Genomic DNA, 24,267 nt, shown 5'->3' with positions numbered 1-24,267 from the left:
GCGCCGAATGCCCGAGAAACGTAGCCTCGACGTGACCCTCACGTTGCCCGTCACGGCCGACGAGGCCGCGACGGGCGTGAAGAAGCGCGTCGAGATCTCCCGTATCGTGCGGTGCCCGAAATGCTTCGCGACCTACCGCGCGGGCCCGGGCTGCGACGCGTGCGAAGGAGGGCTCGTCTCGCGAGACGAGGTCCTCTTCGTCGTGGTGCCGCCGGGCGTCGAGAGAGGCCAAGAGCTTCGCCTCGCCGGCAAAGGGCACGAGTCGGCCCGCGACGACGCCGGGGACCTCTACCTCGCCATCACCCTGCCTGCTCCGCCGAAGGGCGCCCCCGAGACCCCGAAGACGACGCTCGTGGGACTGTGGAAGAACCGCGAGACCCGGCCGGCGTTCTTCGCCGTGGGCTTGCTCGCGCTCCCGTTCCTCCTGTGGGGCGCCGACCGCGCGATCGCCTACACCAAGCGAGCCCCCGTCGGCGCCGCGTGCGCGAACAACGACGACTGCGCGTCGGGCTCGTGCATGAGCCTCTACGAGCGAGACACCCTCACGATCGGCACGGCGTCGGTCACGATGCTTCCGCGCAAGACGGGCGCCGTGTGCACCACCACGTGCGAGACCGACGCCGACTGCCCGTCGACCATGACGTGCGCCCCCGCTTCGCAGAGCGAGCGCCTTTCGGGCATGCCCGACTTCGGCCTCGGACCGGGCGAGCCCAACACCCGCGCGTGCAGCCCCGTCAGCCCGGCACCACGCTGAGGCGGCGCGGCTTCTTCTCGCGTGTCGCGTCGGTCGCGAGCTGCCCGCAGGCCCCGCCCACGTCACGACCGCGGGATTTCCGCACGGTGACGAGGCACCCCATGTCATAAAGCATCTTGACGAATTCGCCCGCGGCCTCTTCGGAGGGGCGCACGAAGCCGCCCGAGTCGAACGCGTTCCAGGGGATCACGTTGACGACGCTGCGGTAGCCGCGAGCGAACGCCGCGACGCGCTCGGCATCTTCGCGGGTGTCGTTCTCGCCGGCGAGCAGCACGTACTCGAGGGTGATCTTCTCGTGCGGCCTCGCGGTGTACCGCAAGATGGCCTCGCGCAGCTCCTCGAGGCCGTGGCGCTTCGTGACGGGCATGATGCGCGCGCGACCTTCGTCGGTCGTCGCGTTGAGGCTCAAGGCGAGGCAAGGGCGCTTCTTGGCCTTGGCGAGGGCGTCGATGCCGTCGACGAGCCCCGAGGTCGACACCGTGATGCGCATCGGCGAGAGGCCGAGCCCGTGCTCCTCGCACAGGATCTCGATCGCGCGGGTCACGTTGCCGATGGCGCCGGCGTGGAGCGGCTCGCCCATGCCCATGAAGACGACCGACACACGGCCCGGATCCTCGGGCCCGAGGGCGAGCATGGCGGCGAGCACCTGGCCCACGATCTCGTCGGGCGTGAGGCTCCGCACGAGGCCCATCTCGGCGGTGCGGCAGAACGTGCAGCCCATCGCGCAACCCACTTGGCTCGAGATGCACAGCGTGACCCTCGGGTTTTTCACGGCGCGAGGCATGTGCACCGTCTCGACCGTGGCGCCGTCGGCGAGCCGCACGAGCAGCTTGGTCGCGCCGTCCCCCGAGGGGCTCTGGGCCACGATCTCGGGCAGCCGAAAGTGGAACCGCTCCGCGACGAACGCGCGCAGCTCCTTGCCGAGCTCGGGCCCGCGAGCCCCGGAACCTGCATCATGCACCCACCTCGTCACGCGATGGAGACGGCCGAGCAGGTGCTTCGGCGAGCCCGGGGGGCGCATCTCCGAGAGCTCCTCGAGCGTGACGTCGCAGAACGAGCGCATGGCTCCCCCTTTACCGAAAGGCGCGCCCTTCGTCGAACGGCGTCCCACACGAGGCGCCGCGGGGCACGAACGGTGTCTCGACGGGCGCGCGACCCAGCGTTCACACGCCGCGGGGTCGACCTTCGGAATCGCCTTATTTTCTCGTCATTCGAGCGAGGCACGAGCCGTGCTGAAGGGTTCTTCGTGTCGCCGCTCCGAGGCGACCAGAAAGGCCTCCTTCATGATTCGCTTGCGTCTCTTCTTCCTCGTCGCCCTCGCCGCCACGCCCCTCTTCGCTTGCTCGAGCGCGCGCATCGTCCGAGAGACCCAGACGGGCGGCACGGTTGCCCTGCGGGGCTCGCGCGACAGCGCGCGTGAGAAGGCCGAGGTGCTCATGCGGGAGAAGTGCCCGAGCGGCTATGCCGTGCTCGAGCAGGGCGAGGTCGCGTACGGCCAACGCGCTACGACCACGCAGTGGAACCGCTCTACCGCGACCACCCAGGTCGAAGACCAACACGAGTGGCAGATCGTGTTCCAGTGTGCGGGGACCTCGGCCACGACCGAGCGGATCGTCGTCACGTACTGACCGGCTTCGCGGCGCGCGCGGGGAGCGATCCCTTCGTGTACGTTCGGAGGGTGAGAGCCTCCGTCGTCTCGTTCGCCGCGCTCGCCGTCCTTTGCGCGGCGTGCCAGGGGAGCCCTCCGGCCCCCATTCGTATCGCTCCCCCCGCACCCCAGCCCCACGCGCCTCGAAGCGCGTCGCCCGCCAAGATCGATCGCGACGCGGTGGCTCGCCTTCCGCTCCGCGAGGCGCTCCCGCACTACCGCGCGTGGGCCACCCGCGAAGACGATCCCGCGGCCGCCCGCGCTGCGCTTCGAGCCCTCGCGTTCGTACGCGATCCGGCCGACGAGCCGCTCTTCGTCGCGGCCCTCGGGAGCCACGATCCAGGCGTGCGGGGCGAAGCGGCGCGTGCGCTCGTGGAGCTCGGCCCGAAGGCCCTCGAACGGGCCGCCCCCGCGCTCGAAGCCGGGCTCGCCAAGGCCACGGTCGAGAAGCGCTACTTCGTGTACGCCCTCGAGGCGCGCGCTCGCCTCGGTGCGTCGGGCTCTCCCTCCGAGCGCGAGCGGATCGCCGCGCTGCCCAAGGCCGACAAGGAGGAGCGCGGGCGCCTCCTCGGCGAGCTCCGCGACCGGCATGGGGGCGCGTCGCTCGTGCGCGCGCTCGCCTCGGTCGATCCGAGCCCACCCGAGCGCAAGAAGGCCCAACTTCGGTCTATTTTCAAAGAGATAGAGGATCTCGCGGATCCGTCGGCCGTGCCCGAGCTCCTGACCTACCTCGGCACGAGCCCACCTCCGTACGCGCGCACCCAGGCCGCCCTCCGCGTCGCCGAGGCAGGGTCGCTCTCGTCGCTCTCGACGCTCGTATGGAGGCTCGAACAAGACCCCCTCACGCTCTACCGAGCCGACGAGGACCCCGAGCTTCGCCGCGACGACACCGAGCGCGAGGCCGTCGCGCGCGCGCTCGCCGAGCTCGCGGTGATGCGCCCCGAGGCGCGGGGGCAGCTCTCCGCCGCCGCCGGAAGACCGATGAAGGCGTGGCTCGCCAAGCACCCGAACGCCGACGGGGTGCGCTTCCTCGGGCTCACGCGGACCGCCCCGTCCCGCGAGATTCTGCGCCCTTGGGCGTTCCCCACGGCGAAGCTCCCGACGGGGCGAGGACCGCTCCCGGAGGCGTTCGTGCGGGCAGAGCCGGCGCTCGCCGCGCTCGGGTACATGCAAGATGCACGCGATTTCGACGAGCTCGTCAAGGCCCTCGACCGGCGGCCCGCGGACCTGGATGCGGCGCGGGTCGACCTGCTCCACGGCGCTGACACGGCGCGGGTGGTGGCGCTCGACGCGCTCGGCACCGGGGCCGCGCGCGGGCTCGCCGCGTGGGGCGATCCGCGGGCGATAGGTCCGCTCACCCGCGCGTGCGACGAGACGCGCTCCCCCGTGCGTGCGCGACGCGAGGCGTGCCGCGCCCTGCTCTGGACGCTCTCCGAGGCCGAGCTCACGCGCCTCGTGGCCGATCTGCCGAAGCAGCTCGTCGCGAGCGATACGCGAGAGGCCGAGAGGGCTCGAACCCTCGTTGGTCTCCTCGCGACGCGCCCGACACCGAGCGCGCGCGGCCTCGTCGACGCGCTCCGGGAAGGGTCGAGGGACGGCCTCGCGCTCGCCACGGTCATCGGCTCCGCCGGGCTCGACCCGACCACCACCCAGGCCCTCCTCGCGCGGGTCACGACGCCGGAGGTCGGCGCGTACGCGGCGCTCGCGCTGCTGCTCGGGGGCAGCCCGGAGGACGTGTCGCGTGTGCACGCCGCGCTCGGAGAGCCCGACCTCCGGACGTACGAGACGCTCGAGACCCTCGTGCCTGCGCAGCTCCTCGACGGGGACGACGAACGCAACCTCGACGCCCTCGCGCGCCTCGCCGAGAACCTCCGAGCCGAAGCCGCCCTCACCGAAGGGGACGCGGGCACGGCCCTCGGGAGCTTCGTCTACGAGGCGCGCAAGAAGGCCCACGACCGCGGGCCGCACACGCTCGTGCGCTCACGCCTCCGCGCGAAGCTCGTGGCCGAGGCCCGCGAAGGAGATCGCCCGAAGGCCCTCCGCGCCGTGCGGCTCCTCACGCTGTTCGGCGAGGCGGGGGCGCTCTTCGCCCTTCGCAACGAGGGAACGGCACGTGACGAAGCGCGCCTCGCCCACCTCCACCTCACGGCCCGTCCACCGTACATGGAGCCGAATAACCCCTAAGGTTTCAGCAATTTAGAGACGATCGCACAAAGCGCCGCGCGGCGGCCCCGTGAGGAACCGCCGCGCGCCGTGACCCACGGGTCTCTTTCAGGTCGACTCTTCGAACTCGGCGTCGATGACGCCGTCCTTCTTGCCACCCGAGGGAGCGCCACCCGCGCCGGGAGGGGGCGCGCCGGGGCCGCCGTCGACCCCACCCTGCGCGCCGTACATGTTGCCGGCGAGCTTGTGGGCTTCCTTCTCGAGCTTGTCGAGCACGTCCTTCACCTGGGCGTCGTCCTGCTTCTCGACGGCCGCGCGGCCGTCCTTGATGAGGGACTCGAGGGTGGCGATGTCGGTGCCGACGAGCTTCTCCTTGTTCTCGGAGATGGTCTTTTCCATCGTGTAGCAGAGGCTGTCGAGCTTGTTGCGGCGCTCGACCTGCTCACGACGCTCCTTGTCCTCGGCCTCGTGCTCCGACGCCTCTTTCACCATGCGCTGGATGTCGGCCTCGGTGATGCCCGAGTTCGCCGTGATGGTGATCTTCTGGTCTTTGCCCGTGGCTTGGTCACGCGCGTGGACCGAGAGGATGCCGTTCGCGTCGATGTCGAACGTGACCTCGACCTTGGGCATGCCGCGCGGGGCCGGCATGATGCCCTCGAGGTGGAATTTGCCGAGGGTGCGGTTGTAACGCGCCTCGGTGCGCTCCCCTTGGAGGACGTGCACCTCGACGCTGGGCTGGTTGTCGGCCGCGGTCGAGAACACTTCCTTCTTCTGGGTCGGGATCGTGGTGTTGCGCGGGATCATGACGGTCATGACACCGCCGAGCGTCTCGACGCCGAGCGAGAGGGGCGTGACGTCGAGGAGGACCATGTCCTTCACGTCGCCCGAGAGCACGCCGGCCTGCACCGCCGCGCCCACGGCCACGACCTCGTCCGGGTTCACCGACTGGTCGGGGTCCTTCCCGAAGAACTTCTTCACCGTCTCTTTGACGAGCGGGATGCGCGTCGAGCCGCCGACCAGGATGACCTCGTCGACCTGGTTCGCGCTCTTCTTCGCGTCCTGGAGGGCCTTGCGGACCGGCTCCATCGAGCGCTCCACGAGGGGCGAAATCATCTGCTCGAGCTTGGCGCGCGAGAGGCGGAGGTCCAAGTGGACCGGGCCGCCGGGGCCCACCGTGATGAACGGCAGGTTGATCGACGTCTCCTGCATGCTCGACAGCTCGATCTTGGCCTTCTCGGCGGCCTCCTTGAGGCGCTGGAGGGCCATCTTGTCCTTCGAGAGGTCGAACCCGGCCGACTTCTTGAACTCGGCGAGCATCCAGTCGATGACGAGGTTGTCGACGTCGTCGCCGCCGAGGTGCGTGTCGCCGTTGGTCGAGATGACCTGCACGACGTTGTCACCGACCTCGAGGATCGAGATGTCGAAGGTGCCGCCACCGAAGTCGTAGACCGCGATGATCTGGTCCTTCTTCTTGTCCATGCCGTACGCGAGCGCGGCGGCGGTGGGCTCGTTGACGATGCGCTTCACGTCGAGGCCGGCGATGCGGCCCGCGTCCTTCGTGGCCTGGCGCTGGGCGTCGTTGAAGTACGCCGGCACCGTGATGACCGCCTCGGTCACCTTCTCGCCGAGGAAGTCTTCCGCGGCCTTCTTCAGCTTCTGGAGCACCTTGGCGCTCACCTCGGGCGGCGACACGGGCTTGCCGCGCACCTCGATCGCGGTGTCGCCGTTCGAGGCGCGGACCGCCTTGTACGGGACGCGCTTGATCTCTTCCTGCACCTCTTCGAAGCGCCGGCCTACGAACCGCTTGGCGCTGAAGATGGTGTTCTCGGGGTTCGTCACGGCTTGGCGCTTCGCGATCTGCCCCACGAGAATTTCGCCCTTGTCGTCCCAGGCGACGACGCTCGGCGTGGTGCGCGCGCCCTCCTCGTTCACGATGACCTTGGCCTCACGGCCTTCCATGACAGCCACGCAGCTGTTCGTCGTTCCGAGGTCGATGCCGATGATCCTACCCATGGCTATCCTCCAACACGTTTCACTTTCGGGACCAGGGAGACGGGCGCCTTGCGCGCGGGCCTTCCCTGGAAAAGCCCGAGTGCTCGATAGAGCGACTGGCGCCTGAACACCAGCCATCGTTTTTTGGCTACGCCGAGGCTCCGGGTACCGGATTGGCCTTGGCCCGTTTTTTTCCGGGCCACCCTGTCCTCGACGACCGCAAGCTAATCACACGGTCCGTCACGTCAACGACGCGTCGGCACGAAACGTGGATGAGCGTATGTGCAGGTCCAAAAACCCCGTATTTTCCCTGACTTTGGGCGCTCGGGTATGCTGGGCCGATGCGTATCGAGACCCGCCTGCAGGCCGACGAGCTCGTTCGAGGGCTCCCCAAACGGACCCGAACGGGCCTCGCGGCGGCCCTCGAGGATCGACGCGCCTCGGCGACCCGAGACCCGTTCGATGCGTACCGAAAGGAGCTCGCAAAACGCCTGAAGCTCGGACCGGACTTCGCCGACCTGGGCGCCATCGCCTGGGCTCTCGTGGGGGCGGGCCTCGTCGAGCGTCAATCCGAGGCCCTATGGGACCTGCTCGCGAGCGGGGTCGTGCACGGCACCCTCGCCGACCTGGAGCTCCTGCTCGACGGCGTCTCGGCGCCCGGAGAGACGAGCGGAACGCCGTTTCGCTCGAGCTATTTCCCCGAGTGGAGCGCGGCGCTCGACCTCATCTGCTTCGGGATCTGCAAGGACGACCTCTCGCCGCTCGTCACGAGGCACGCCGCGGCGCGCGGCCCCATGAGGATCGGCCTCGGCGGCCTGCTCGTCCGCGCGGGGCTCGCGGGAGGCAGAGAGGATTGGGCCGGCATCTTCGCGCGCTACTTCCATCTCTTCGGCGACGCGAGCCCCGCCGTCGTCGCAACCGACGCCGAAGGGGACCACGTCCTCTGGCCCGCGCACCCGGACGCCCGAGCTTTTCCATGGGTGCCGGGCCGTCGACGGGTGGTGCCGCGCGAGAGCGCCGCTCCGCTCTCGCGACCCTACGTACGTGAGCTCGTCGCGTGCTTCTGCGACCTCGGGGAGCTACGCGCGCGGCTCGACGACGAGGCGCTGAGCCCGACCGCCGTTCGTCGCCCACGCCCGAAGGGCCGTCCGCCCGCGGCGCTGGCCGCGGTGCCGAGCTACGCGGAGCTCGCGTGGGTCTACGGGAGGCGCGTCCGCGACGACGACCCGGCTCGCATCGCAGGGACGGCGCGGGAGGTCGCCGAGGGAGCCCTCGATTTCGGACCGCAGTTCCCTGGAGCAGGGCTCTATGGCGCCTTCGAGATCCCTCTGTCCCACACAGACGAGAAGTCGCTGGCGGGCGGCGCAAACGACGCGGTCGTGGGCACGATTCTGAACGGATCCCCGATCCTGCGCTCCGAGCCCGAGATGCGCGAGGGCATCCTCGCTACCCTCCATGAGGTCACGGCCGTCCAGTGGAAGCACCTCGGCGACCACCTCGGCATCCAGGACGTCCACACGTCCCACGAGACCACGTGGGACGAAGCGTTCCGAGCCATCCTCGACGACGCCATGCCCGATCGGAGCCCCGTCGCGTGGCATCTCGTCGCACGGAAGGGTCGAACGGGCGAGCTCGTCTACGGGTGCTTGCTCCCGGGCACGGGCGATAGCTACGAGGACGACCTCGTGTCGACCCGCCTCGTGCGCGACGAGACCGGCTCGATCGTCGCACGGCTCGTCGGGGCGAGCATCGCGACGGTCGACGCCGCGACCCCTGTCGCCACGCTCGAGGGGCCGGTCGGGGACGAGCTCGGGCGCCGCGTCGTCGAACGCATCACGGCCCTGACCGGTCGCGCCCGCCCCTGCCAGACGTACCTCCATCGGGGGCCCGGAGAGTCCTGACGGTGCAAATTTCATTCATCATTACAGTCACTTGGGGGCGCATTGCCCGCGGGGGCGTCTCCTGGTAGGCTCTGGCTAGTTCCTGTTTTTTGGGCCTCCACGGCCCTCCTGCTTTCTCCGCGCCCCGGGTCCGCCCGCGCGGGCGCCGATCGGCCCTGATGCGTCGACCCAAAGATTCGCTCCCCCCTCCACCGGAGCTCCCCAACTTCACCATCGAGCCCGACGCCGACGAGCTTCGTCACATCGAAGAGCGCTACGGCGACACCGGCATCACCCGCCACGCCGTGACCCTCGACGAGGCGCGCATCGACCAAGACGCCGCACGCGTCGTGCGGAGGCTCGAAAAAGCGGGCTTCCACGCGTACCTCGTCGGCGGTTGTGTCCGCGACCTCCTGCTCGATCGCGCCCCGAAGGACTTCGACATCGCGACGAGCGCGCGCCCCGAGGACGTCCGCCAGCTCTTCCGGAACTGCCGCGTGATCGGCCGAAGGTTCCGCCTCGCCCACGTGCTCTTCGGCGGCGGCAAGATCGTCGAGGTCGCCACCTTCCGCCGAAAGCCGCAGGAAGAAGAAGAAGAGGGCGAGGATCTCCTCATCCGAAACGACAACGTCTTCGGCGAAGCCCACGAGGACGCCCTCCGGCGGGACTTCACCATCAACGCGCTCTTCTACGACCTCGAGCGCCGCCAAGTGCTCGACTGGTGCGGCGGCATGGCCGACATCCGCGGCCGCGTCATTCGCACGATCGGCGATCCGACGGTGCGTTTCCGCGAGGATCCGGTCCGCATCCTGCGCGCCATCAAGTTCGCCGCTCGGCTCGACGTTGGCATCTCGCCCGAGGTGTACGAGTCGATGGTCGACAACCGCGGAGAGCTCGCGCGCGCTGCAAGGCCCCGTATCTTCGAGGAAATCTCGCGTCTCCTCCGGGGCGGCGCGGCCCACCGCTCGATGTGGCTCCTCTGGGAGAGCGGCGCGATGGGGGTGCTCTTGCCCGAGCTCGCGGCCTTCCTCGACGACGACGAGGGCAACGCCGGAGCGGGCGCTCGGTTCTACCGTCGCATGGGGGCGATCGACCGCCTGACGAAGGAGCGCGGGAGCCCCGACGACCTCGCGTCGTGGTGCGCGCTGCTCGCCGAGCCTCTGCTCGAGTACACGACCGGCGTTCGCGATCCTCAGGCCGCCGCGCTCGAGCTGCTCGATCTCGTGGTCGAGCGCATCGCCATGCCCCGCCGCATCGCCGACGGCGTCCGCAGGATCATGGCCGTGCTCCCCAAGCTCGCCCAGGGTCGCCTCGGTCGCCTCGCGCGCACCGAGCTCGCGGCTCCGGCCCTCGATGCCCTCGAGCTCGAGCTGCTCGCCCGCGGTCGCCCGACCGACATGGTGCACACGATGCGCGCCGAGCTCGGGCCCGTCGAGCCCGCCCCCGAGCCTCGGCATCGCCCGCGCCCGAACGCGGGGCCCCGCCCTTCTCGCCGGCACTGACGGGGCGTTCGACCGCTCTCCTCAGCGCTTTTTTCCGAGCCCGAGGGCCATCCGGAGCCGCGCGAACGCCGAGGGTGGCTCGCTGCTCTTTCGGATGCGCTCTTCGATCGCGCGGTTCGCTTCGGACGCGTCGAGCGCGAGCGCACGATCGATCGTGGCGCGGGCGTCGGCGTGCTTCGAGGCGGCGAGCAGCGCGGTGGCGCGTACGGCGAGCGTACGGGCGGTCTCCCCCTCGAGGGCGCAGGCTCGATCGGCGTGCTCGAGGGCTTTTTCAGCGCTCCCGAGGGCCACGTGCACGGCCACGAGCTCGAGGTGGGCGGGGGTCGCACCCGGGCTCTGACGCACGGCCGCCTCGAGCGCCTCCCTCGCCTCCGCCCATCGCTCGCGACGACGCTCGGTCGCGCCGAGGGCGAAATGCGCAGGCCACACGTCGTGATGCCCCGCGAGGGTGCGCGCGCGCGCGGTGAGCTGGGCGAGATCGGTGTCGGCCGATGGGGCCTGTGCCGTGCGAACGACGAGCTCGAGCTCGCGTGCTACCCCAGGCTCGTCGAGCGCGAACCGCGTACGGCACGCCTCGGCCGCGAGCGCCGACGCGGGCGCGAGAGTCTCGACCCTCGCGAGGTGCGCGCGCGCCGCGTCGAAGTCGTCGAGGGCCATCTTTCCGCGTGCCAGCGTGAGCTCGGCCCACGCGTCGCTCCCTTCGGCCGCGAGCCGCTCGGCGAGGGAGACCATGCACTCGGCGCGCTCTCGCGCGGGGCGAGGCGCGCCTTTTCGCACGAATCGCTCACCCTCGGCGCTCTCGGGCTGGGTCGACGCGAAGAGCCGCAGCACGCGGCGCGTGACCTCGCTCGGGAGGTCGGGATCGTTCGCGGCGTCGAACGCGAGGCGCTCGACGATGTCGGCGTCGGCGAGGCGGGCGCCGCACGCGAAGAGCGCCATGTACGCGGGAGGGAACCCCGGATGGGCCGTAAGGACCTCGCCGAGGAGCTCGGCGGCGCGCGGGAGGTCGCCGCTCTCGAGCACGGTGACGGCACGCTCGGTCTCGAGCAGCGGGTCGCCGGGGAGCTCGAGGAGCGCACGATCGAGCAGGTCCATCGCGCCCGCAAAATCGCCGCTGCCTCGGCGTGCCTCGGCGAGCAGCACGTGGAGCCTCGGACGGCGGGGCTCTCTCTCCAACGCCGCCCGGACGTGCGCTTCGGCGGCCTCGACGCCACCCCGGCGGAGCTCGAGAGCCCCTCGGGCCTCGTGCAGCACGGCGTGCTCGGGGGCATCGGCCACCGCACGCGCGAGCGCCCGATCGACGGCCGCGGCGAGCTTCTCGTCGTCGGGTTTGGAGAGGACGAGGTCGAGCCCCACCGCCGCCAGGCGCCCCGCCGGATAGTCGGCCTCGGGCGCCTCGGCCACGGCACGACCGAGGTGAAGGAGCGCCGCGAGGCCGTCGTGGGGGCCCCGCCGCGCAGGGTCGTGCAGCACCCCTCGTTCGGCCAAGAGCACACTCTCGAGTGCGTCCCACGCGAGGCCCTCGATCTCGTGGAGGAGCCCGAGCTCCCCCTCGAGCGGCGGAGCCATGTCCTTGAAAAGACGAACGATTTCGCTCCCGGCATCGTCGGGCGTGAGGCTCGCCTCTTCGTCGCACAGCACCTTCCCGCTCGCCGGCTCGAACGCCACCACGCGGAGGAGGCCACGCCCGTCCGACGGGGGCTCGAGCTGCCCCGTGAGCACGCACGACACGTCGCCCCGCGGCGAGCCGGAGATGTCGCCCCAAGCCTTCGGCGAGACGAGCGCCTCGACCGGCCGAGGCTCCGAGCGTTCGTCGTCTCGCGAGAGGAGCTGCGCGAGCGCCACGTTTTGTCCGAACACCCGTACGAAGGAGTGCACGAGCGCCGCGAGGCCGAGCCCGAGGTTTCGCCCCTCGTCGGGCACGGCGAACGGCACCACCACCGCCCGTGGGTAGCGCGCTCGGCCGTCGGCGTGCGCAGAGGTTCGCCCCATTCGCTCTCATCCTTGCCGAGGGTCGGCGCCGAAACAAGCGCGGCGAAGGCCCGAGCTCGACCTCTCTCTCGAAAGAACGCGACGCGTCAGCGCGGCCGCCGAGCACGACGAGGTGTATAGCGATGCGCATGGCCCGAAAGCCGCCCCCTCCCGGCCCCACGCTCTTCGGCGCGAGCCTCGCGCGGGGCTCCGCTCGCGACGGCGCCGTTCCCCTCGCCGAGCGCATGCGCCCCACGAAGCTCGAGGACTACGTCGGGCAGACGCACGTCTTCGCCGAGGGCAAGCCGCTCGCTCGCGCCGTGGCGGCCGACCGCGTCCCTTCGCTCGTGCTCTGGGGCCCGCCGGGTGTGGGGAAGACCACCCTCGGGCGCGTGATCGCCGAGCACACCAAGGCCTCGTTCGTGCTCTTCAGCGCGGTGCTCGGGAGCCTCGCCGAGCTCCGTGAGATCGTGGCCAAGGCCAAAGACGATCGCGCCTACACCGGCACCCGAACGCTCGTGTTCGTGGACGAGATCCACAGGTTCAACAAAGCACAACAAGACGCCTTTTTGCCTCACGTCGAGGCGGGCACCATCACCCTCGTCGGCGCCACGACCGAGAACCCGGCGTTCGCCGTGAACGCCGCGCTGCTCTCGCGGTGCAAGGTGGTGCGCCTCGAGCCGCTCTCCGAGGCCGATCTCGTGACGCTGCTCTCGCGGGCGCTCGTCGATCCACGCGGCCTCGCCGAGCTCGAGCTCCACGCCGACACGAAGGTGCTCGAGTCGATCGCGCGCTCCGCCCGGGGAGACGGCAGGCGCGCCCTCACGCTCCTCGAGGCCATCGCGGACGACGTCGCGGCGCGAGGAGCCCACGAGCTCACCCTGGCCGATCTCGAGGCGTACGACGCTCGCGCGCCGCTCCTCCACGACAAGACCGGCGACGCCCACTACGACGTCACGAGCGCGTTCATCAAGTCGATGCGCGGCTCCGACCCGGACGCGGCCGTGTACTGGCTCATGCGCCTCGTGGAGGCCGGAGAGGACCCGCTCTTTCTCCTGCGCCGCATGATCATCTTCGCCAGCGAGGACGTGGGCAACGCCGACCCGCGAGCCCTCGTGGTCGTGACCTCGGCCGACGCCGCGTTTCGCAGGCTCGGCATGCCCGAGGGGCTCTACCCGCTCACGCACGCGTGCCTCTACCTGTCCGTCGCGCCCAAGTCGGGTGCGGTCGGCAAGGCGTTCTCCCAGGCGCGCGAGCTCATCGAGCGGCTCGGCGCGCTGCCCGTCCCGAAGAAGCTCCGAAACCCCGTCACGAAGCTCGCGCGGTCCGAGGGCCACGGCGACGGCTACCGCTACGCCCACGATTTCGACCAGGGCTTCGTCCCCGGGGAGACGTACCTCCCGGACGACCTCGTGGGCACGACGCTCTACGCGCCCACCTCCCACGGCGAAGAGGCCAAGATCGACGCCCGGCTTCGTGCCATGCGCAACCAATCGAAATAGTTAAGTTTTTGACCGTTTTTGGGCGAGCACGGGAAATGCTCGCGCGTCGGCCGAAAATCGTGGGAAAACCTAGAGCTATGTCGGATCCGGACGTGGTTCCCGCGCTCGTGGCGCTCGGGTTCAGCCTGAACGAGTCTCGTGCTTACGCGGCCCTTCTGCAGGAGAGCCCGGCCACGGGCTACGAGATCGGCGTGCGCGCCCAAATCCCGCGCTCGGCTGTGTACGGCGTGCTCCGTCGCCTCGTGAAGGCAGGGGCCGCGCGCTCCATCGCGGGCACGCCGGAGCGCTTCGCGCCGAGCCCCGCCGAGGACGTGATGCATCTCTTGCGCAAGCGGTTCGACGCCTCGGTCGAGCAGCTCGAGACGGCCATTTCGCGCATCGATACGGCTCCGCAGGTGCCCGACGCGTTCAGCGTGCGCGGCTACGAGCGCATCCTCGAGGAGGCCGAGCGGCTCATCCGAGGGGCGACCGATCGCCTCGTCGTGAGCGGCTGGCCACGCGAGCTCGAGCCCCTCTCGGCCGAGCTGAAGAAGGCCGCCAAACGTAAGGTCTACATCGTCATTTTCTCGCACGCCGAGCTCGGCCAGCTCCCGGGAGAGCTCTTCTCGTACGGGCTCCGTGAGGGGGACCTCGAGACGTTCTGGAAGCACCGCCTCGTGGTCGTGGCGGATGACGAAAAGAGCCTCATCGGCGCGACCGAGAAGCTCCCCTCGGACAACGCCGTCCTCAGCGAGACCGCCGCCATCGCCGAGCTCGCGGCCAGCCAGATCGCGCTCGACATCACGCTCCTTTGCCAGCGCACCGGGAAGAACACCGAGGCGGTCATGGCGCGCATGCTCGGCGCGCGCGTCGGCAGGCTCGACTCGCTCATCAAGACCCAAGAAGGCAGCTCGGGGTGAGCTCCCGGTCGGGCCCGCCACGATCGATCCCACCGCGATCGATCCCGCCACGCTCGATCCCGCCGCGCGCGGTGTCGGTTCCCCCTCGCTCGTTTGCGTCGTTCGCGCCGCGCAGCCAGCTCGGGCAAGACGCCTACGCCGACCTCCTCCGCGACACCCGAGGCCTTCGGCGCGAGCACTCGATCATGCGCGAGGCTTGGCTCTCGCGCATCACGGTGCCGCAGAAAGAAGAGCGCCTCTTCGAGCTCGAGGTGCTCATGAAGGGGCTCGCGTGCTTCGCGAACCCCCGAAATCACCCGGGTCAGCCGCGCCGTGTGTCGATCGTCGCGAACGACTACCGCGAGCCCACGCTGCTCGTCCGCGAGGCCCTGTCGAAGGTCGTGGGGCTCTGCCGGCTCCTCCTCGGCGAGCACGAGCGCACGTTCGTGTTCCAGCGGTACCTCGAGACCGTCCTCCCGGACGACGGCGCGCGCACCCGGCTCGTCCGCGAGACGCGGGTGCAAGACACCCCCGAAGAGTCTCTCTTTCAGCTGCGCCACGCGATGACGAACCTCCTCGAGGTCGTGAGCGGCATCTCGAGGCTCCCGCGCGTACCTTTCCGTACGTTCTTCGCCGTGCTCGGCGTCGCGCACGGCGAGGTGTCGACGTCGGCGTTCTTCAACCCGCTGTCGGCGCTCGAGTTTCGGCCCGAGTTCGACCGCATCACGAACGCGAGGTTGCTCGAGCTGACGCGGCAAGTGAGCGACGAGAGCGCGCGGAGGCTCGTCGCGCTCACCGTGCTGTCGCTCCTCCGCATGCTGAAGTACCTCGACCTGCTCGACGCGGGCTTCGGTCCGGGGCCCACGTACCTCGTGCTCGCGGTGCTCCGCTCCGACGCCCGCGCCCTCACGACCCACCTCCAGACGCGCGCCGGCGTCCAGCTCGCGGAAGCCTACGAAAAGCAGCTCTTTCGGAGGCCCGCGCGCGAGCTCGTGCAGCGCTACGAGGCCCTCCGCGAAGAGGGAGAGCGGCTCGTCCACCTGAAGGCCACGCTCGGCGGAATCGCCGCCAACCTGAAGCTCGAGCTCCGTCGCGCCTTCGAGCACGAGCTCCCTTCTCCGGACGCGGGCCGCACCGAGGCCGAGCTCAAGGTCGCCATCGCGCGTGTCACGGGGACCCTCCGCCCCGCGCTCCAAAACGCGGTGCTCGTGCTCGGGAAGGTGCTCGGCGAACGCCTCGACGAGCACGGTGTCTTCGACGACGCCTCGGCCCGCCGCGCGCTCTCGGTCCGTCTACGGCGCGACATCTGGATGTTCGCCCAGATCCTCCGCGCGTTCGGCGCGAAGGCACGCGCGCTCCCGGACACGGAAGAGCGATGGGGAGGCGCGTCGTCGCTCCAGTTCGTGCGCGAGTTCCTCGCCTACTTCCGGTCGATGGGCTACCCGCTGCTGCGCGCCGCCGACTATCCCCGCTTCGATCCGTTCTTGAAGGCGCTCTCGGCTCTCCAAGAGTCCGATCTCACGAGCCCCGACCGCCTCGGCGACGCCGTGCGCGAGGCCGAGAGCTTCACGGTCTTCTTGAGCGACCTCTTCGAGGCCATCTCCGCCCGCGAAGAGCTGAAGGGCCTCCCCTTCGACCGCCGCGAGGCCGCCCTCGCGCTCAAGCTCTACCTGGGCGACTGACCGCGGCTTGTCGCTTCGCGCGCCAAACGAATCAGGAGGAACCGCCCCCATGGACTGAACACACGACCAGTGTTAAGGTCGGCTCATGTCGGGGCGACAAAAAGCGCGAAGGGCGCAACCACATGGTGCGCCCTTCGTTCCGGTCCGTGCCTTCTTCTCGCAGTCAGGACGGGCCCGGATCCGCGACAAGTTAGCTTGGCCCTACCTCATTCCTCGCCGTCGTCCATCGGACCAGCGGAGGACGAGACAGCCGGGGCCTTGGGGGCAGCGGCAGCCTTCGAGCGCCCGGCGGGGCGCTTGGCGGCTGCTTTTCGAGGACCGGTCTTACCCGCCTTTGGGGCAGCCTTTTTGGCAGGCTTCTTGGCGGCTTTCTTGGCAGCAGCCTTCTTCGCCGGCTTCTTGGCAGCGGCCTTCTTCGCCGGCTTCTTGGCGGCGGGCTTCTTCGCAGCAGCCTTCTTCGCCGGCTTCTTCACCGTCTTGGGGGCGGCCTTCTTCGCGGTCTTGGTCGTGGTCTTCTTTGCCGCGGGCGCCTTCTTGGCAGCGGCCTTCTTCTTTGCAGCCATACGGAATCCCTCCTGCTGAGGATGTACGTGACCTATATGGTCAGCTACGTCACTGGTTATATGGTCACCTACGTCAGTTGTCAAACTTAAAAAACTTGACGTCCTGAAAGGCTGAATGGGTGCGCAGGCGGGACGCGTCGGGCCGAGGCGGGGCGCGCGTAACCACTGGAGATTGCTACTCTATCCCCTGCCTTCCATGGCAAATGACGCGGTTTTTCTGGCGCCCTGTTCATCGCGTTGTCTATGTTTTTAAAAAACATGGCGACTAGGATTTTGTTGTTTCTTGACCCTCGAGGTCGGTCGCCTGGCGCGCTCGGAGCTCCTTGACGAAGAAACGGCACCTACGTACCGTCGTCGCGCGGGTGTGCGTAGCGCCACCCACCAAAGGAGGATGCCGTGCTCGCGATTCGTTCGAAGTGGTTGCTTGCAGCGGGGCTCGCGTCGTTCATGGCCGTCGGTTGTGGGCACAGCGACGAAGAGATGTCGGCGAAGCAGCGGGAGATCGACAAGCTCTCCGCCGACCTGAAGGCGGCGAAGGACCAGCTGACCGCCGATCAGGCCAAATTCACCGAGGCTCAGTCCCAGATCGACGCCATGAAGGCGCAGCTTCAAGACTTCGCGAAGACGAAGGAAGACGCCGCGAACCTCATGAAGGCGCTCAAGGACTACAAGGAGCGCGCCGATCGCCTCGCCGTGATCGAGGCCCGCTTCCGCGAGCTTCGCACCAAGCTCGACAAGCTCAACTCCATCGGCCTCAAGGTGGTCGTGCGGAACAACCGCATGGTCATCCAGCTCCCGGGCGACATCCTCTTCGACTCGGGCAAGGACGCCCTCAAGCCCCAGGGCAAAGAGGCGCTCGCGCAAGTGGCCGAAATCATTCGTGGCGACAAGGATCTCGCGAGCCGCTACTTCGTCGTCGCGGGTCACACCGACAACGCCAAGTACGGCGGCGGGCCCTTCCACGACAACTGGGGCCTCTCGCTCGCGCGCTCGCGCCAGGTCCTCCTCTTCATGGTGAACCCCGTCGGCAAGAAGCCGGGCGAGGGTGGCGGGCTCGAGGCGAGCCGTTGGTCGGCTGCCGGCTACGGCGAGACCGACCCGCAAGAGGGCACGGTCGCCGCGCAGACGAAGGACCAGATGCAGAAAAACCGCCGCGTCGAGCTCGTCGTTCAGCCGAACGTCGAAGAGATGCTGCAGCTCAACAGCATTCGCTGAAGGCTCCCTGTCACGGTCGCACGCCCCGCCGGCCTCGGGCTCGCGGGGCGTGTGCGTTTTGCCCGAAGTGCACGAAAGGACGAGAAAAATGCCCGTCGCCACGATCGACATCGGGACCAACACGGTGCTCTTGCTGGTCGCGGAGCGGCGCGAGGGCGCGCTCGTGGCCGTCGAGGAGCACGCGACGATCACGCGGCTCGGCCGGGGGGTCGACAAGACCCGGGCCCTCGCCACGGACGCGATCGCCGAGACCACGGCCTGCCTCTCCCGGTACGCGGAGCGGGTGCGCGCGTGCGGGGCGACCGCCGTCGACATCGTCGGGACGAGCGCCATGCGGGACGCGAGCGGCGGCGAGGCCATCGTCGAGGCGTGCCGCGGGCTCTTCGGGGTGCCGGCGCGGGTCCTCTCGGGCGAAGAAGAAGCTCGCGCCACCTTTCGCGGGGCCCTCTCGGGTATGGCCGACGTAGGCCGCGAGGTGGTCGTGTTCGACATCGGCGGCGGGAGCACCGAGATCGTGCTCGGGGCTCCGGGCGGCGCGACGAAGGAGGCCCGCAGTTACGATGTCGGAAGTGTCCGACTTACCGAGAGAATTTCTCCCTCGGACCCTCCGACGACCCCCGAGCTCGAGGCCACGCAGCGCCTCGCCGAGGAGCTGCTCGAGGGGGTCACCAAGGCCCCCGACGAGGCATCGTGTGTCGGCATCGCGGGCACGATGACCACGCTCTGTGCCGTGCACCTCGGGCTCGAGCCGTACGTCGGGGCGCGTGTGCACGGCGCCACGATGTCGGTGGGGGAGATCGAGGCCGTCGTCACGCGGCTCGCGCGGCTACCGCTCGCCGAACGGAGGCGCGTCGCGGGGCTCGACGAGAAGCGCGCGGACGTGATCGTGGCCGGCGGTGTGCTCGCGCTCGCCGTGCTTCGGAGGCTCGGAAAGAGCCAGGTGCGCGTCTCGGACCGGGGCGTGCGCTGGGGCCTCGCCGAGGCGCTGGTCACGAAGCCAGGCTGACCATCGCTCCGACCGCGGGACTTCGTGTAGTCTCCGTGAGGCGGGAGGGATCAGTGATCGACGAGGGGGAGCTGCGGGTCGGCGAGCGCGCGTTCTACCCGGTCTTGGGGGTGGTCGAGCTGCTGACCACCGAGGCGCGCGAGATCGGCGGGAGCCGCCAGCGGTTCTACGTGCTCGCCGTGGTCGGCGCGGACCGCAAGGTGCTCGTGCCCACCACGAACGCCGAGGCCATCGGGTTGCGAAGGCTCGCGAGCCCCGCCGAGATCGACGCGTTGCTCTCGGCCCTCGCCGTGCGCCCTACGTCGTTCGATACGCAGACGTGGAACCGACGGGCCCGCGCGTTCGCCGAGCGCCAAAAGACAGGGAGGCTCGCCGACACGGGAGAGATCGTGCGCGAGCTCGAGTGGCGGAAGAGGCAGAAGCCGCTCGCGTACGGCGAACGCCGCGTGCTCGACGCGACCAAGGGCATGCTCGTGCGCGAGATCGCGAGCGCGCTCGGAGTGGACGAGGCAGAAGCCGAAGCGCGCGTCGACGCGGCGTTCGAGCCTCAGGGAGGCGGGGGGCAGAGCGCCTGACCGCAGTTGTACTTGAACCCACCTTCGCCATCGGGGCTGCACCGGCACCAGTCGAGCAGCACTTGCCCGGGCACGGTGTGGCAGGCCTTTCCGCGGTAGGCGCAGACGCGGCCCGCGGTGGTGCACGAGGTGCCGAGCGCGGCCGCCTGGCTCACGGGGCACTCGGTTTTGTCGGCCGTGGAGCCGGGCGCGCAGAGCTGCTTTTCGCCGACCGGAATGGGTCCGACACGATCGACGCACGCGAGCTTGCCGTTCTCGCACTCGCAACGGGTCTGCTGGTTCGTGGCGCCGCATTCGAGCGAGTAGAGGCACGAGAGGCCCGCTTCGCACGTAGCGCCGTTCGCGTCGGTGAAGGTGCGCGGGCACATCGAGAGCGCGCTCGGCGCGGGGCGGAGCTCGCCTTCGGACGTGTCGGCTTGCGGCTCGTTGGCCGAGGCACAACCGACGAGAGAAGCGAGCAACACGGCGAAGAGTGCGGCGATCGAAAGCGGCTTCATGGAGTCGTCACCTCGCGCGTTTCGTTTGGGCCCGTACGATCCAGTACACCGGCGCCGCGCGCCGAAAGGAAGCTGCGCGTCGGAAGGCGTGGGCCGATTTCTGCGAAGAAGGGCGAGCGTTCCCCACATGGGTCCAGGGTTGCGGCGGCGCGCGATGTAGCCGAAGATCCGGGCGTGAAGAGGTCACTCGTCGTCGCATGGGGGTTTCTCGCCGTGGGGTGTGCCGCCGCGCCACCCGCTTCTGCACCGTCCATGCCGGCAGAAAACGCGCCGAGAACCGTCGAAGAGGCCACCCGCCGTATCGAACGCGCACGTTCGGAAATTGACGCGGCGACGGCCCCGCGCCCCGCGCCGGAAGCGCCCGCGACGCCCGCAGGGGCTCCCGCCGAGCCTCGGCCACAGAGCGCGTCACCGACCTCCGACGCGCCCTCCTACGGCACGCCGTGCTCGAGCCCGTGCCGCGCGCTCGGCTCGATGAGGCGATCGGTCGAGGCGCTCTGCGACCTCACGGGCCCCGAGGACGCGCGGTGCGTGGACGCGAAGAAGACCCTCGCCGAGAGCCGTACGAAGGTGGGGCCTTGCGCGTGCGAGTAGCGCGCCGGAGCGAGACGGGGTGAGCTGAGCGCCTCGCGAGCGGCTTCGATGCGTGCGCTTTGCACGCGCGAAACGACGCGATTTTGGCTGCGATCCGCGCGCGACGGGGAAAAATCGGCGCGCACAAATTTGGCCCGATTCACGGCTTCCCTTTATCCGGAAAGCGGACGCGGTGACGTTCCCGTGGCACCTCCCGGGACACCTGCCGCACGTTTGCCGGAGGATTCGATGAGCAGCAAAGACACCGATAGGCGCGCCCCCGACGCTCCGCGCGTCCCGTTCGACGGCATGGTCGAGGTCGGCGGTGCGCAGGGCCCTTCGTTCGAGGCGCAAGCGATGAACGTCTCGGTCGCGGGCATGGCGCTCCGTGCGGGATACCTCCCCGCGGTCGGGCAGCCGCTCACGTGCCAGTTCGAGACCGAAGAGGGTGCGTCGGTGCTCGCGTCGGGCGAGGTCACCTGGTGCAAGGACGGGTCCGAAGGCGGAGAGTTCGGCCTCTCGTTCGGCAAGCTCGACGCGGCCTCGGCCTCGGCGCTGAAGCAGCTGTTCGAGGTGTCCGAGGAGCCCGGCGCGGCGGCCCCGAAGATCCCCGTGGGGCGCGTTCGCCTGCACATCGAGGGCCTCGGCGTTCCGATGAAGGCGCGCGTGAAGGACGCTTCGGTCGCGAAGGTGACCACGTTCAGCGAGCTCGGTTACCTCCAGAAGGGCAAGGAGCTCGAGCTCGAGGACGCGGAGACCGGCGAGAAGCGCCCGGCCCGCATCCACAGCGTGCAGGTCGAGACGAACGAGGCGGCCATTCCGCAGCTCGTCGTGACCATGAAGTACGAGGACGAGAGCGCACGCGCCGCGGCCGACGCGACCAGCGAAGAGCCCCCGGAGGCGCGCGAGGACGGCGAGGATCCGAAGCACGATTTCGGCGAACGCGCCAAGGGCATCGGCGCCGAAATGGGCAAGAACATCATGAAGATCGGGCCGGCGATCGGTGGGCTCTTCGCCCGCGCCAAGACCGCCGCGGCGATGCTCGCGCAGAAGCGCAAAGAGAGCGCCTCGAAGGGCGGCGACAGCGACGAAGCCCCCGTTCGTCGGACGACGGCCCCGGCGCCAGGTGGACGCCTCCAGGCGCAGGGCCGCAAGGTGGTTCGTTCGGAGGCTCCCGACGAGGCCCCCGAGGCGCCGCCGGCGAAGAAGCTCGACAAACGCAAGCTCGCCATCGGTGGAGCCGCGGGCATCGCGCTCATCCTCGGGCTCATGGCGATGCGCAAGCCGCACGAGCCCGCTCCGCTCGCGAGCGCTCCGCCCCAAGAGCCGGCCGCGGCCGTGGCGCCTCAGGCTCCCGTGGCGCCGCAAGCTTCGGCGGTGGCCCCGGGTGCGATGGCCGCAGCTCCGGGCGCGATGCCGGGTGCGATGCCCGGCGCGATGGTGCCCGGTGCCGCCTCTCCGCAGGCGGTCGCGGCGATGCCGCCCGGTTCGATGGGCGCGGACGACGGGTCCGAGCCCGACGCTCCTGCCGGCAAGAAGGGCAAGCCGAAGCCGTTCTCGAATGGCCCGGTCGGACACGGGACCGTGTTGAAGCTCAAGATGGACGGCCCGATCGAGCGCCTCCAGGGTGCGCCGCAGCCGACCGGGTTCACCGTGGTGCTCCCGAACCGGCGCTCGCTCGAGGCCGCCTCGCCGCTCGCCGCGAAGGACTCGCGCATCTCGGGCATCCGCGTGGCGAACGACGGCAACGGCGCCGAGCTCACGGTGAGCTTCAAGGACGGCGTGCCCAACTACCTCGTGCGCGCCAAGGGCGACACGCTGGAGATGGTGCTGGCGAAGGAGAAGGCGACGGCCGAGACCAAGAAGAAGGGCCAGCACAAGGCCGACGGCAAGGCCGACCACCCGAAGGGCAAGGGGAGCCCCTCGAAGGGTCACGGCAAGCACTGAGCCCGAGCGGCTGAGAGTGGTGAACGGCGCGGCTCCTTGGGGGTCGCGCCGTTTCGCTTTTGGGGTGGGGGGCGGAGGCCTCAAACCGAGGAATGTCGCGCCCTTGGCGTCAACGTCGGTCGGTTTTCCGGGGCCCGTGGGCGGTTTTCCGGGGGCCCTGGAGACAGGTCCGTCGTGCACCCGCGAGGCCGGCCACAAGGACGCTCGCGCCCCAGGTGAACCCATGGGGCCGCTAGCCCTCATAGTGAGTCATTTCGAGCCCTTGGCGCCAACGTGGGTCGTCTCTCGGGGCCTCGACGGGGCCTCGACGGGGCCTCGACGGGGCCTCGAAACGGGTGCAACCCCGCGAAACGTCACATGCCGACGCGGGCAAGACCGACACAAAAGGAAACGAGGCACCCGGGGACGGATGCCTCGCTACGAGGACGGGCTCGCAGGGAGCGCGCGGCTCACTCGCCCTGGTAGATGCGGGCGCGGCGACCGCGGTCCTTGGCCTTGAGCTTCGCGCGGTAGCGCTTGCTCTTCGTGCGGTTCGTCTTGCGCGATTTCTTGGAGAGGACGAGGTACATGATGGGTGCTCCGAAAAGGGCCTAGGGCAATACCCGAAGGCGCCGAAGTGCGCAAGCTTCGCACATGTTCAGGGCGCCTTACCGGACTTGGCCTTGTAGAAGAAGAGGTAGCCGAGGACCCCCGCGACGGCGGCCGGTACGAGGACGATCACGCCGAGAACGACGAGCTCTGCGACGCCTACTCCACCCACGACGGCCGTTTCAGGTCCCGCCCTTGCGGAGCTCGGTCAAGACGAGCTTCGCGACGGCCTTCAGCGTGTCGAACACGCCGACGCCGGTGCGTGCGACGGCTTCGTAGTCGGGCACGTTCGTCGGGTTGATGAGCTGGCGGAGCTCCTCGACCGACGCGACGTTGGGGAGGTCGCGCTTGTTGTACTGGACGACGTACGGGAGCTTGTCGAGCGAGTAGCCCTGCTCCGCGAGGTTGGTGCGCAGGTTCTCGACGGACTCGAGGTTCGCCTCGGTGCGCTCGATCTGCGAGTCGGCCACGAAGATGACGCCGTCGACGCCCTTCAAGATGAGCTTGCGGGAGGCGTCGTAGAAGACCTGCCCCGGAACCGTGTAGAGGTGGAAGCGCGTCTTGAAGCCGCGGATCTCGCCAAGCGACAGCGGGAGGAAGTCGAAGAAGAGCGTGCGCTCCGTCTCCGTGGCGAGGCTGATCATCTTGCCCTTCGCCTCGGGGTTCGTGCGCTCGTAGATGTACTGGAGGTTCGTGGTCTTTCCGCAGAGACCGGGGCCGTAGTAGACCAACTTGCAGTTGATCTCGCGCGCCATGTAGTTGATGAAGCTCATCGCCTTGCCTCGCGCGCTCAGTCGTTGAAGAGGTTGTCGATGTCTTCGTCCGTGATCTCGGCGAAGGGCGAGTCGGCGCCGGGCTCGGCCACCTTCTTCAAGAGCGACTCGAAGATGTGGTTGAGCTCCTCGCTGGCCTTCTTCACGCGGAGGCGGACGAGCCCGAGGCTGGACCTCGAGTCGAAGATGACGACCAGGATGACCCGGTTGCCGACGAGCTGGATGTGGATGTTGGCCTTCTCGCCCTCGTGGAACTGAGTCGCGAACTCGTTCTCTTTGAGGAGCTTGGCCATGCCGCCCGTGGCGGCGATGTTGCCGGCCGTGAGCGAAGCGAGGCTGGTCGTGTCGACGTTGTCGATGTCGCCGCTCGCCGCGATGAGCTGCCCGTTCTTGTCGACGATGAAGACGACCTTGGCGTTCGCGTCTCGAACCAAACGGTCGACGACCGCCTGGATCTGATTGAACTCCTCCTCGTACATCACCATCTGGGGATTGATCATCCGAGTCCTCCGCGAGCTATGCCCCGCGCCGCAGCCAACGTGTGCTCCGGGCTCCGTC

19 protein-coding genes are annotated in these 24,267 nt (G+C 69.4%); 12 read left to right on the top strand and 7 right to left on the bottom strand.

The features are described 5' to 3' along the window. Window positions 1-7 precede the first annotated feature (7 nt). Window positions 8-754 (top strand): hypothetical protein, encoded by a 747-nt coding sequence (locus IPK71_06660; protein MBK8213420.1) that lies wholly within the window; start codon window positions 8-10, stop codon window positions 752-754. On the opposite strand, the gene IPK71_06655 is transcribed toward IPK71_06660, so the two are convergent. Next, complete coding sequence (locus tag IPK71_06655; protein MBK8213419.1) at window positions 735-1,817, bottom strand: 23S rRNA (adenine(2503)-C(2))-methyltransferase RlmN; 1,083 nt, start codon at window positions 1,815-1,817, stop codon at window positions 735-737. The genes IPK71_06660 and IPK71_06655 overlap by 20 nt on opposite strands. Before the next feature lie 220 nt (window positions 1,818-2,037). Between IPK71_06655 and IPK71_06650 the strand changes: the two genes are divergently transcribed. Together IPK71_06650 and IPK71_06645 are read left to right on the top strand one after the other, a co-directional pair. Then, window positions 2,038-2,382, top strand: coding sequence for a hypothetical protein (locus IPK71_06650; protein ID MBK8213418.1), 345 nt, complete (start codon window positions 2,038-2,040; stop codon window positions 2,380-2,382). A 50-nt stretch (window positions 2,383-2,432) separates the two neighbouring features. Beyond that, a complete protein-coding gene (locus IPK71_06645) occupies window positions 2,433-4,586 on the top strand; it encodes a HEAT repeat domain-containing protein (protein MBK8213417.1) in 2,154 nt (717 codons plus the stop codon). A gap of 87 nt (window positions 4,587-4,673) precedes the next feature. Here IPK71_06645 and dnaK read toward each other — a convergent pair whose 3' ends face one another. Next, window positions 4,674-6,578, bottom strand: a complete 1,905-nt coding sequence (dnaK, locus tag IPK71_06640; protein MBK8213416.1) for a molecular chaperone DnaK — start codon at window positions 6,576-6,578, stop codon at window positions 4,674-4,676. Window positions 6,579-6,898: 320 nt separating this feature from the next. On the opposite strand from dnaK, the gene IPK71_06635 reads away from it, so the two are divergent. Both IPK71_06635 and pcnB read left to right on the top strand, forming a co-directional pair. Next, window positions 6,899-8,458 (top strand): hypothetical protein, encoded by a 1,560-nt coding sequence (locus IPK71_06635; GenBank protein MBK8213415.1) that lies wholly within the window; start codon window positions 6,899-6,901, stop codon window positions 8,456-8,458. Between the two features lie 158 nt (window positions 8,459-8,616). Further along, window positions 8,617-9,939 (top strand): polynucleotide adenylyltransferase PcnB, encoded by a 1,323-nt coding sequence (gene pcnB / locus IPK71_06630; protein MBK8213414.1) that lies wholly within the window; start codon window positions 8,617-8,619, stop codon window positions 9,937-9,939. A gap of 21 nt (window positions 9,940-9,960) precedes the next feature. Here the strand turns inward: pcnB and IPK71_06625 are convergent, their stop codons facing one another. After that, window positions 9,961-11,931 carry a tetratricopeptide repeat protein gene (locus IPK71_06625; GenBank protein ID MBK8213413.1) on the bottom strand — a complete coding sequence of 657 codons (1,971 nt, stop codon included), beginning with the start codon at window positions 11,929-11,931 and terminating at the stop codon, window positions 9,961-9,963. A 128-nt stretch (window positions 11,932-12,059) separates the two neighbouring features. On the opposite strand from IPK71_06625, the gene IPK71_06620 reads away from it, so the two are divergent. The 3 genes from IPK71_06620 (at window position 12,060) to IPK71_06610 (ending at window position 15,972) form a co-directional block, all read left to right on the top strand. Beyond that, on the top strand, window positions 12,060-13,412 hold the full coding sequence (locus IPK71_06620) for a replication-associated recombination protein A (protein ID MBK8213412.1): 1,353 nt from the start codon (window positions 12,060-12,062) through the stop codon (window positions 13,410-13,412). A gap of 77 nt (window positions 13,413-13,489) precedes the next feature. Next, window positions 13,490-14,311: a TrmB family transcriptional regulator gene (locus IPK71_06615; protein MBK8213411.1), complete on the top strand. Its 822-nt coding sequence runs from the start codon at window positions 13,490-13,492 to the stop codon at window positions 14,309-14,311. Window positions 14,312-14,382: 71 nt separating this feature from the next. Continuing rightward, window positions 14,383-15,972: a hypothetical protein gene (locus tag IPK71_06610; GenBank protein ID MBK8213410.1), complete on the top strand. Its 1,590-nt coding sequence runs from the start codon at window positions 14,383-14,385 to the stop codon at window positions 15,970-15,972. A 206-nt stretch (window positions 15,973-16,178) separates the two neighbouring features. On the opposite strand, the gene IPK71_06605 is transcribed toward IPK71_06610, so the two are convergent. Next, window positions 16,179-16,535 carry a hypothetical protein gene (locus IPK71_06605; GenBank protein MBK8213409.1) on the bottom strand — a complete coding sequence of 119 codons (357 nt, stop codon included), beginning with the start codon at window positions 16,533-16,535 and terminating at the stop codon, window positions 16,179-16,181. A gap of 447 nt (window positions 16,536-16,982) precedes the next feature. On the opposite strand from IPK71_06605, the gene IPK71_06600 reads away from it, so the two are divergent. The 3 genes from IPK71_06600 (at window position 16,983) to IPK71_06590 (ending at window position 19,331) form a co-directional block, all read left to right on the top strand. Further along, complete coding sequence (locus IPK71_06600; GenBank protein ID MBK8213408.1) at window positions 16,983-17,750, top strand: OmpA family protein; 768 nt, start codon at window positions 16,983-16,985, stop codon at window positions 17,748-17,750. Window positions 17,751-17,838: 88 nt separating this feature from the next. Further along, complete coding sequence (locus IPK71_06595; GenBank protein ID MBK8213407.1) at window positions 17,839-18,756, top strand: Ppx/GppA family phosphatase; 918 nt, start codon at window positions 17,839-17,841, stop codon at window positions 18,754-18,756. Window positions 18,757-18,809: 53 nt separating this feature from the next. After that, entirely contained in the window at window positions 18,810-19,331 is a 522-nt protein-coding gene (locus IPK71_06590; protein MBK8213406.1) for a CarD family transcriptional regulator, read from the top strand. Here the strand turns inward: IPK71_06590 and IPK71_06585 are convergent. Continuing rightward, a complete protein-coding gene (locus tag IPK71_06585) occupies window positions 19,304-19,828 on the bottom strand; it encodes a hypothetical protein (protein MBK8213405.1) in 525 nt (174 codons plus the stop codon). The genes IPK71_06590 and IPK71_06585 overlap by 28 nt on opposite strands. 822 nt (window positions 19,829-20,650) lie before the next feature. Between IPK71_06585 and IPK71_06580 the strand changes: the two genes are divergently transcribed. Further along, window positions 20,651-22,348, top strand: coding sequence for a PilZ domain-containing protein (locus tag IPK71_06580; protein ID MBK8213404.1), 1,698 nt, complete (start codon window positions 20,651-20,653; stop codon window positions 22,346-22,348). A 770-nt stretch (window positions 22,349-23,118) separates the two neighbouring features. Here the strand turns inward: IPK71_06580 and IPK71_06575 are convergent. Beyond that, window positions 23,119-23,709, bottom strand: coding sequence for a GTPase domain-containing protein (locus IPK71_06575; protein ID MBK8213403.1), 591 nt, complete (start codon window positions 23,707-23,709; stop codon window positions 23,119-23,121). 17 nt (window positions 23,710-23,726) lie between these two features. Then, on the bottom strand, window positions 23,727-24,209 hold the full coding sequence (locus IPK71_06570; GenBank protein MBK8213402.1) for a roadblock/LC7 domain-containing protein: 483 nt from the start codon (window positions 24,207-24,209) through the stop codon (window positions 23,727-23,729). Window positions 24,210-24,267: the final 58 nt, after the last annotated feature.

This window comes from Myxococcales bacterium (assembly GCA_016712525.1).
Lineage (GTDB): Bacteria > Myxococcota_A > Polyangia > Polyangiales > Polyangiaceae > JAAFHV01.
The sequence above is the reverse complement of the archived record's forward strand: the minus strand, read 5'-3'. Positions and strand labels throughout refer to the sequence as shown.

Coding starts and splice junctions, on each gene's coding strand:
- IPK71_06660 (MBK8213420.1), top strand. CDS start 8: ATGCCCGAGAAACGTAGCCTCGACGTGACCCTCACGTTGCCCGTCACG.
- IPK71_06655 (MBK8213419.1), bottom strand. CDS start 1,817: ATGCGCTCGTTCTGCGACGTCACGCTCGAGGAGCTCTCGGAGATGCGC.
- IPK71_06650 (MBK8213418.1), top strand. CDS start 2,038: ATGATTCGCTTGCGTCTCTTCTTCCTCGTCGCCCTCGCCGCCACGCCC.
- dnaK (MBK8213416.1), bottom strand. CDS start 6,578: ATGGGTAGGATCATCGGCATCGACCTCGGAACGACGAACAGCTGCGTG.
- IPK71_06635 (MBK8213415.1), top strand. CDS start 6,899: ATGCGTATCGAGACCCGCCTGCAGGCCGACGAGCTCGTTCGAGGGCTC.
- pcnB (MBK8213414.1), top strand. CDS start 8,617: ATGCGTCGACCCAAAGATTCGCTCCCCCCTCCACCGGAGCTCCCCAAC.
- IPK71_06625 (MBK8213413.1), bottom strand. CDS start 11,931: ATGGGGCGAACCTCTGCGCACGCCGACGGCCGAGCGCGCTACCCACGG.
- IPK71_06620 (MBK8213412.1), top strand. CDS start 12,060: ATGGCCCGAAAGCCGCCCCCTCCCGGCCCCACGCTCTTCGGCGCGAGC.
- IPK71_06615 (MBK8213411.1), top strand. CDS start 13,490: ATGTCGGATCCGGACGTGGTTCCCGCGCTCGTGGCGCTCGGGTTCAGC.
- IPK71_06605 (MBK8213409.1), bottom strand. CDS start 16,535: ATGGCTGCAAAGAAGAAGGCCGCTGCCAAGAAGGCGCCCGCGGCAAAG.
- IPK71_06600 (MBK8213408.1), top strand. CDS start 16,983: ATGGCCGTCGGTTGTGGGCACAGCGACGAAGAGATGTCGGCGAAGCAG.
- IPK71_06595 (MBK8213407.1), top strand. CDS start 17,839: ATGCCCGTCGCCACGATCGACATCGGGACCAACACGGTGCTCTTGCTG.
- IPK71_06585 (MBK8213405.1), bottom strand. CDS start 19,828: ATGAAGCCGCTTTCGATCGCCGCACTCTTCGCCGTGTTGCTCGCTTCT.
- IPK71_06580 (MBK8213404.1), top strand. CDS start 20,651: ATGAGCAGCAAAGACACCGATAGGCGCGCCCCCGACGCTCCGCGCGTC.
- IPK71_06575 (MBK8213403.1), bottom strand. CDS start 23,709: ATGAGCTTCATCAACTACATGGCGCGCGAGATCAACTGCAAGTTGGTC.
- IPK71_06570 (MBK8213402.1), bottom strand. CDS start 24,209: ATGATCAATCCCCAGATGGTGATGTACGAGGAGGAGTTCAATCAGATC.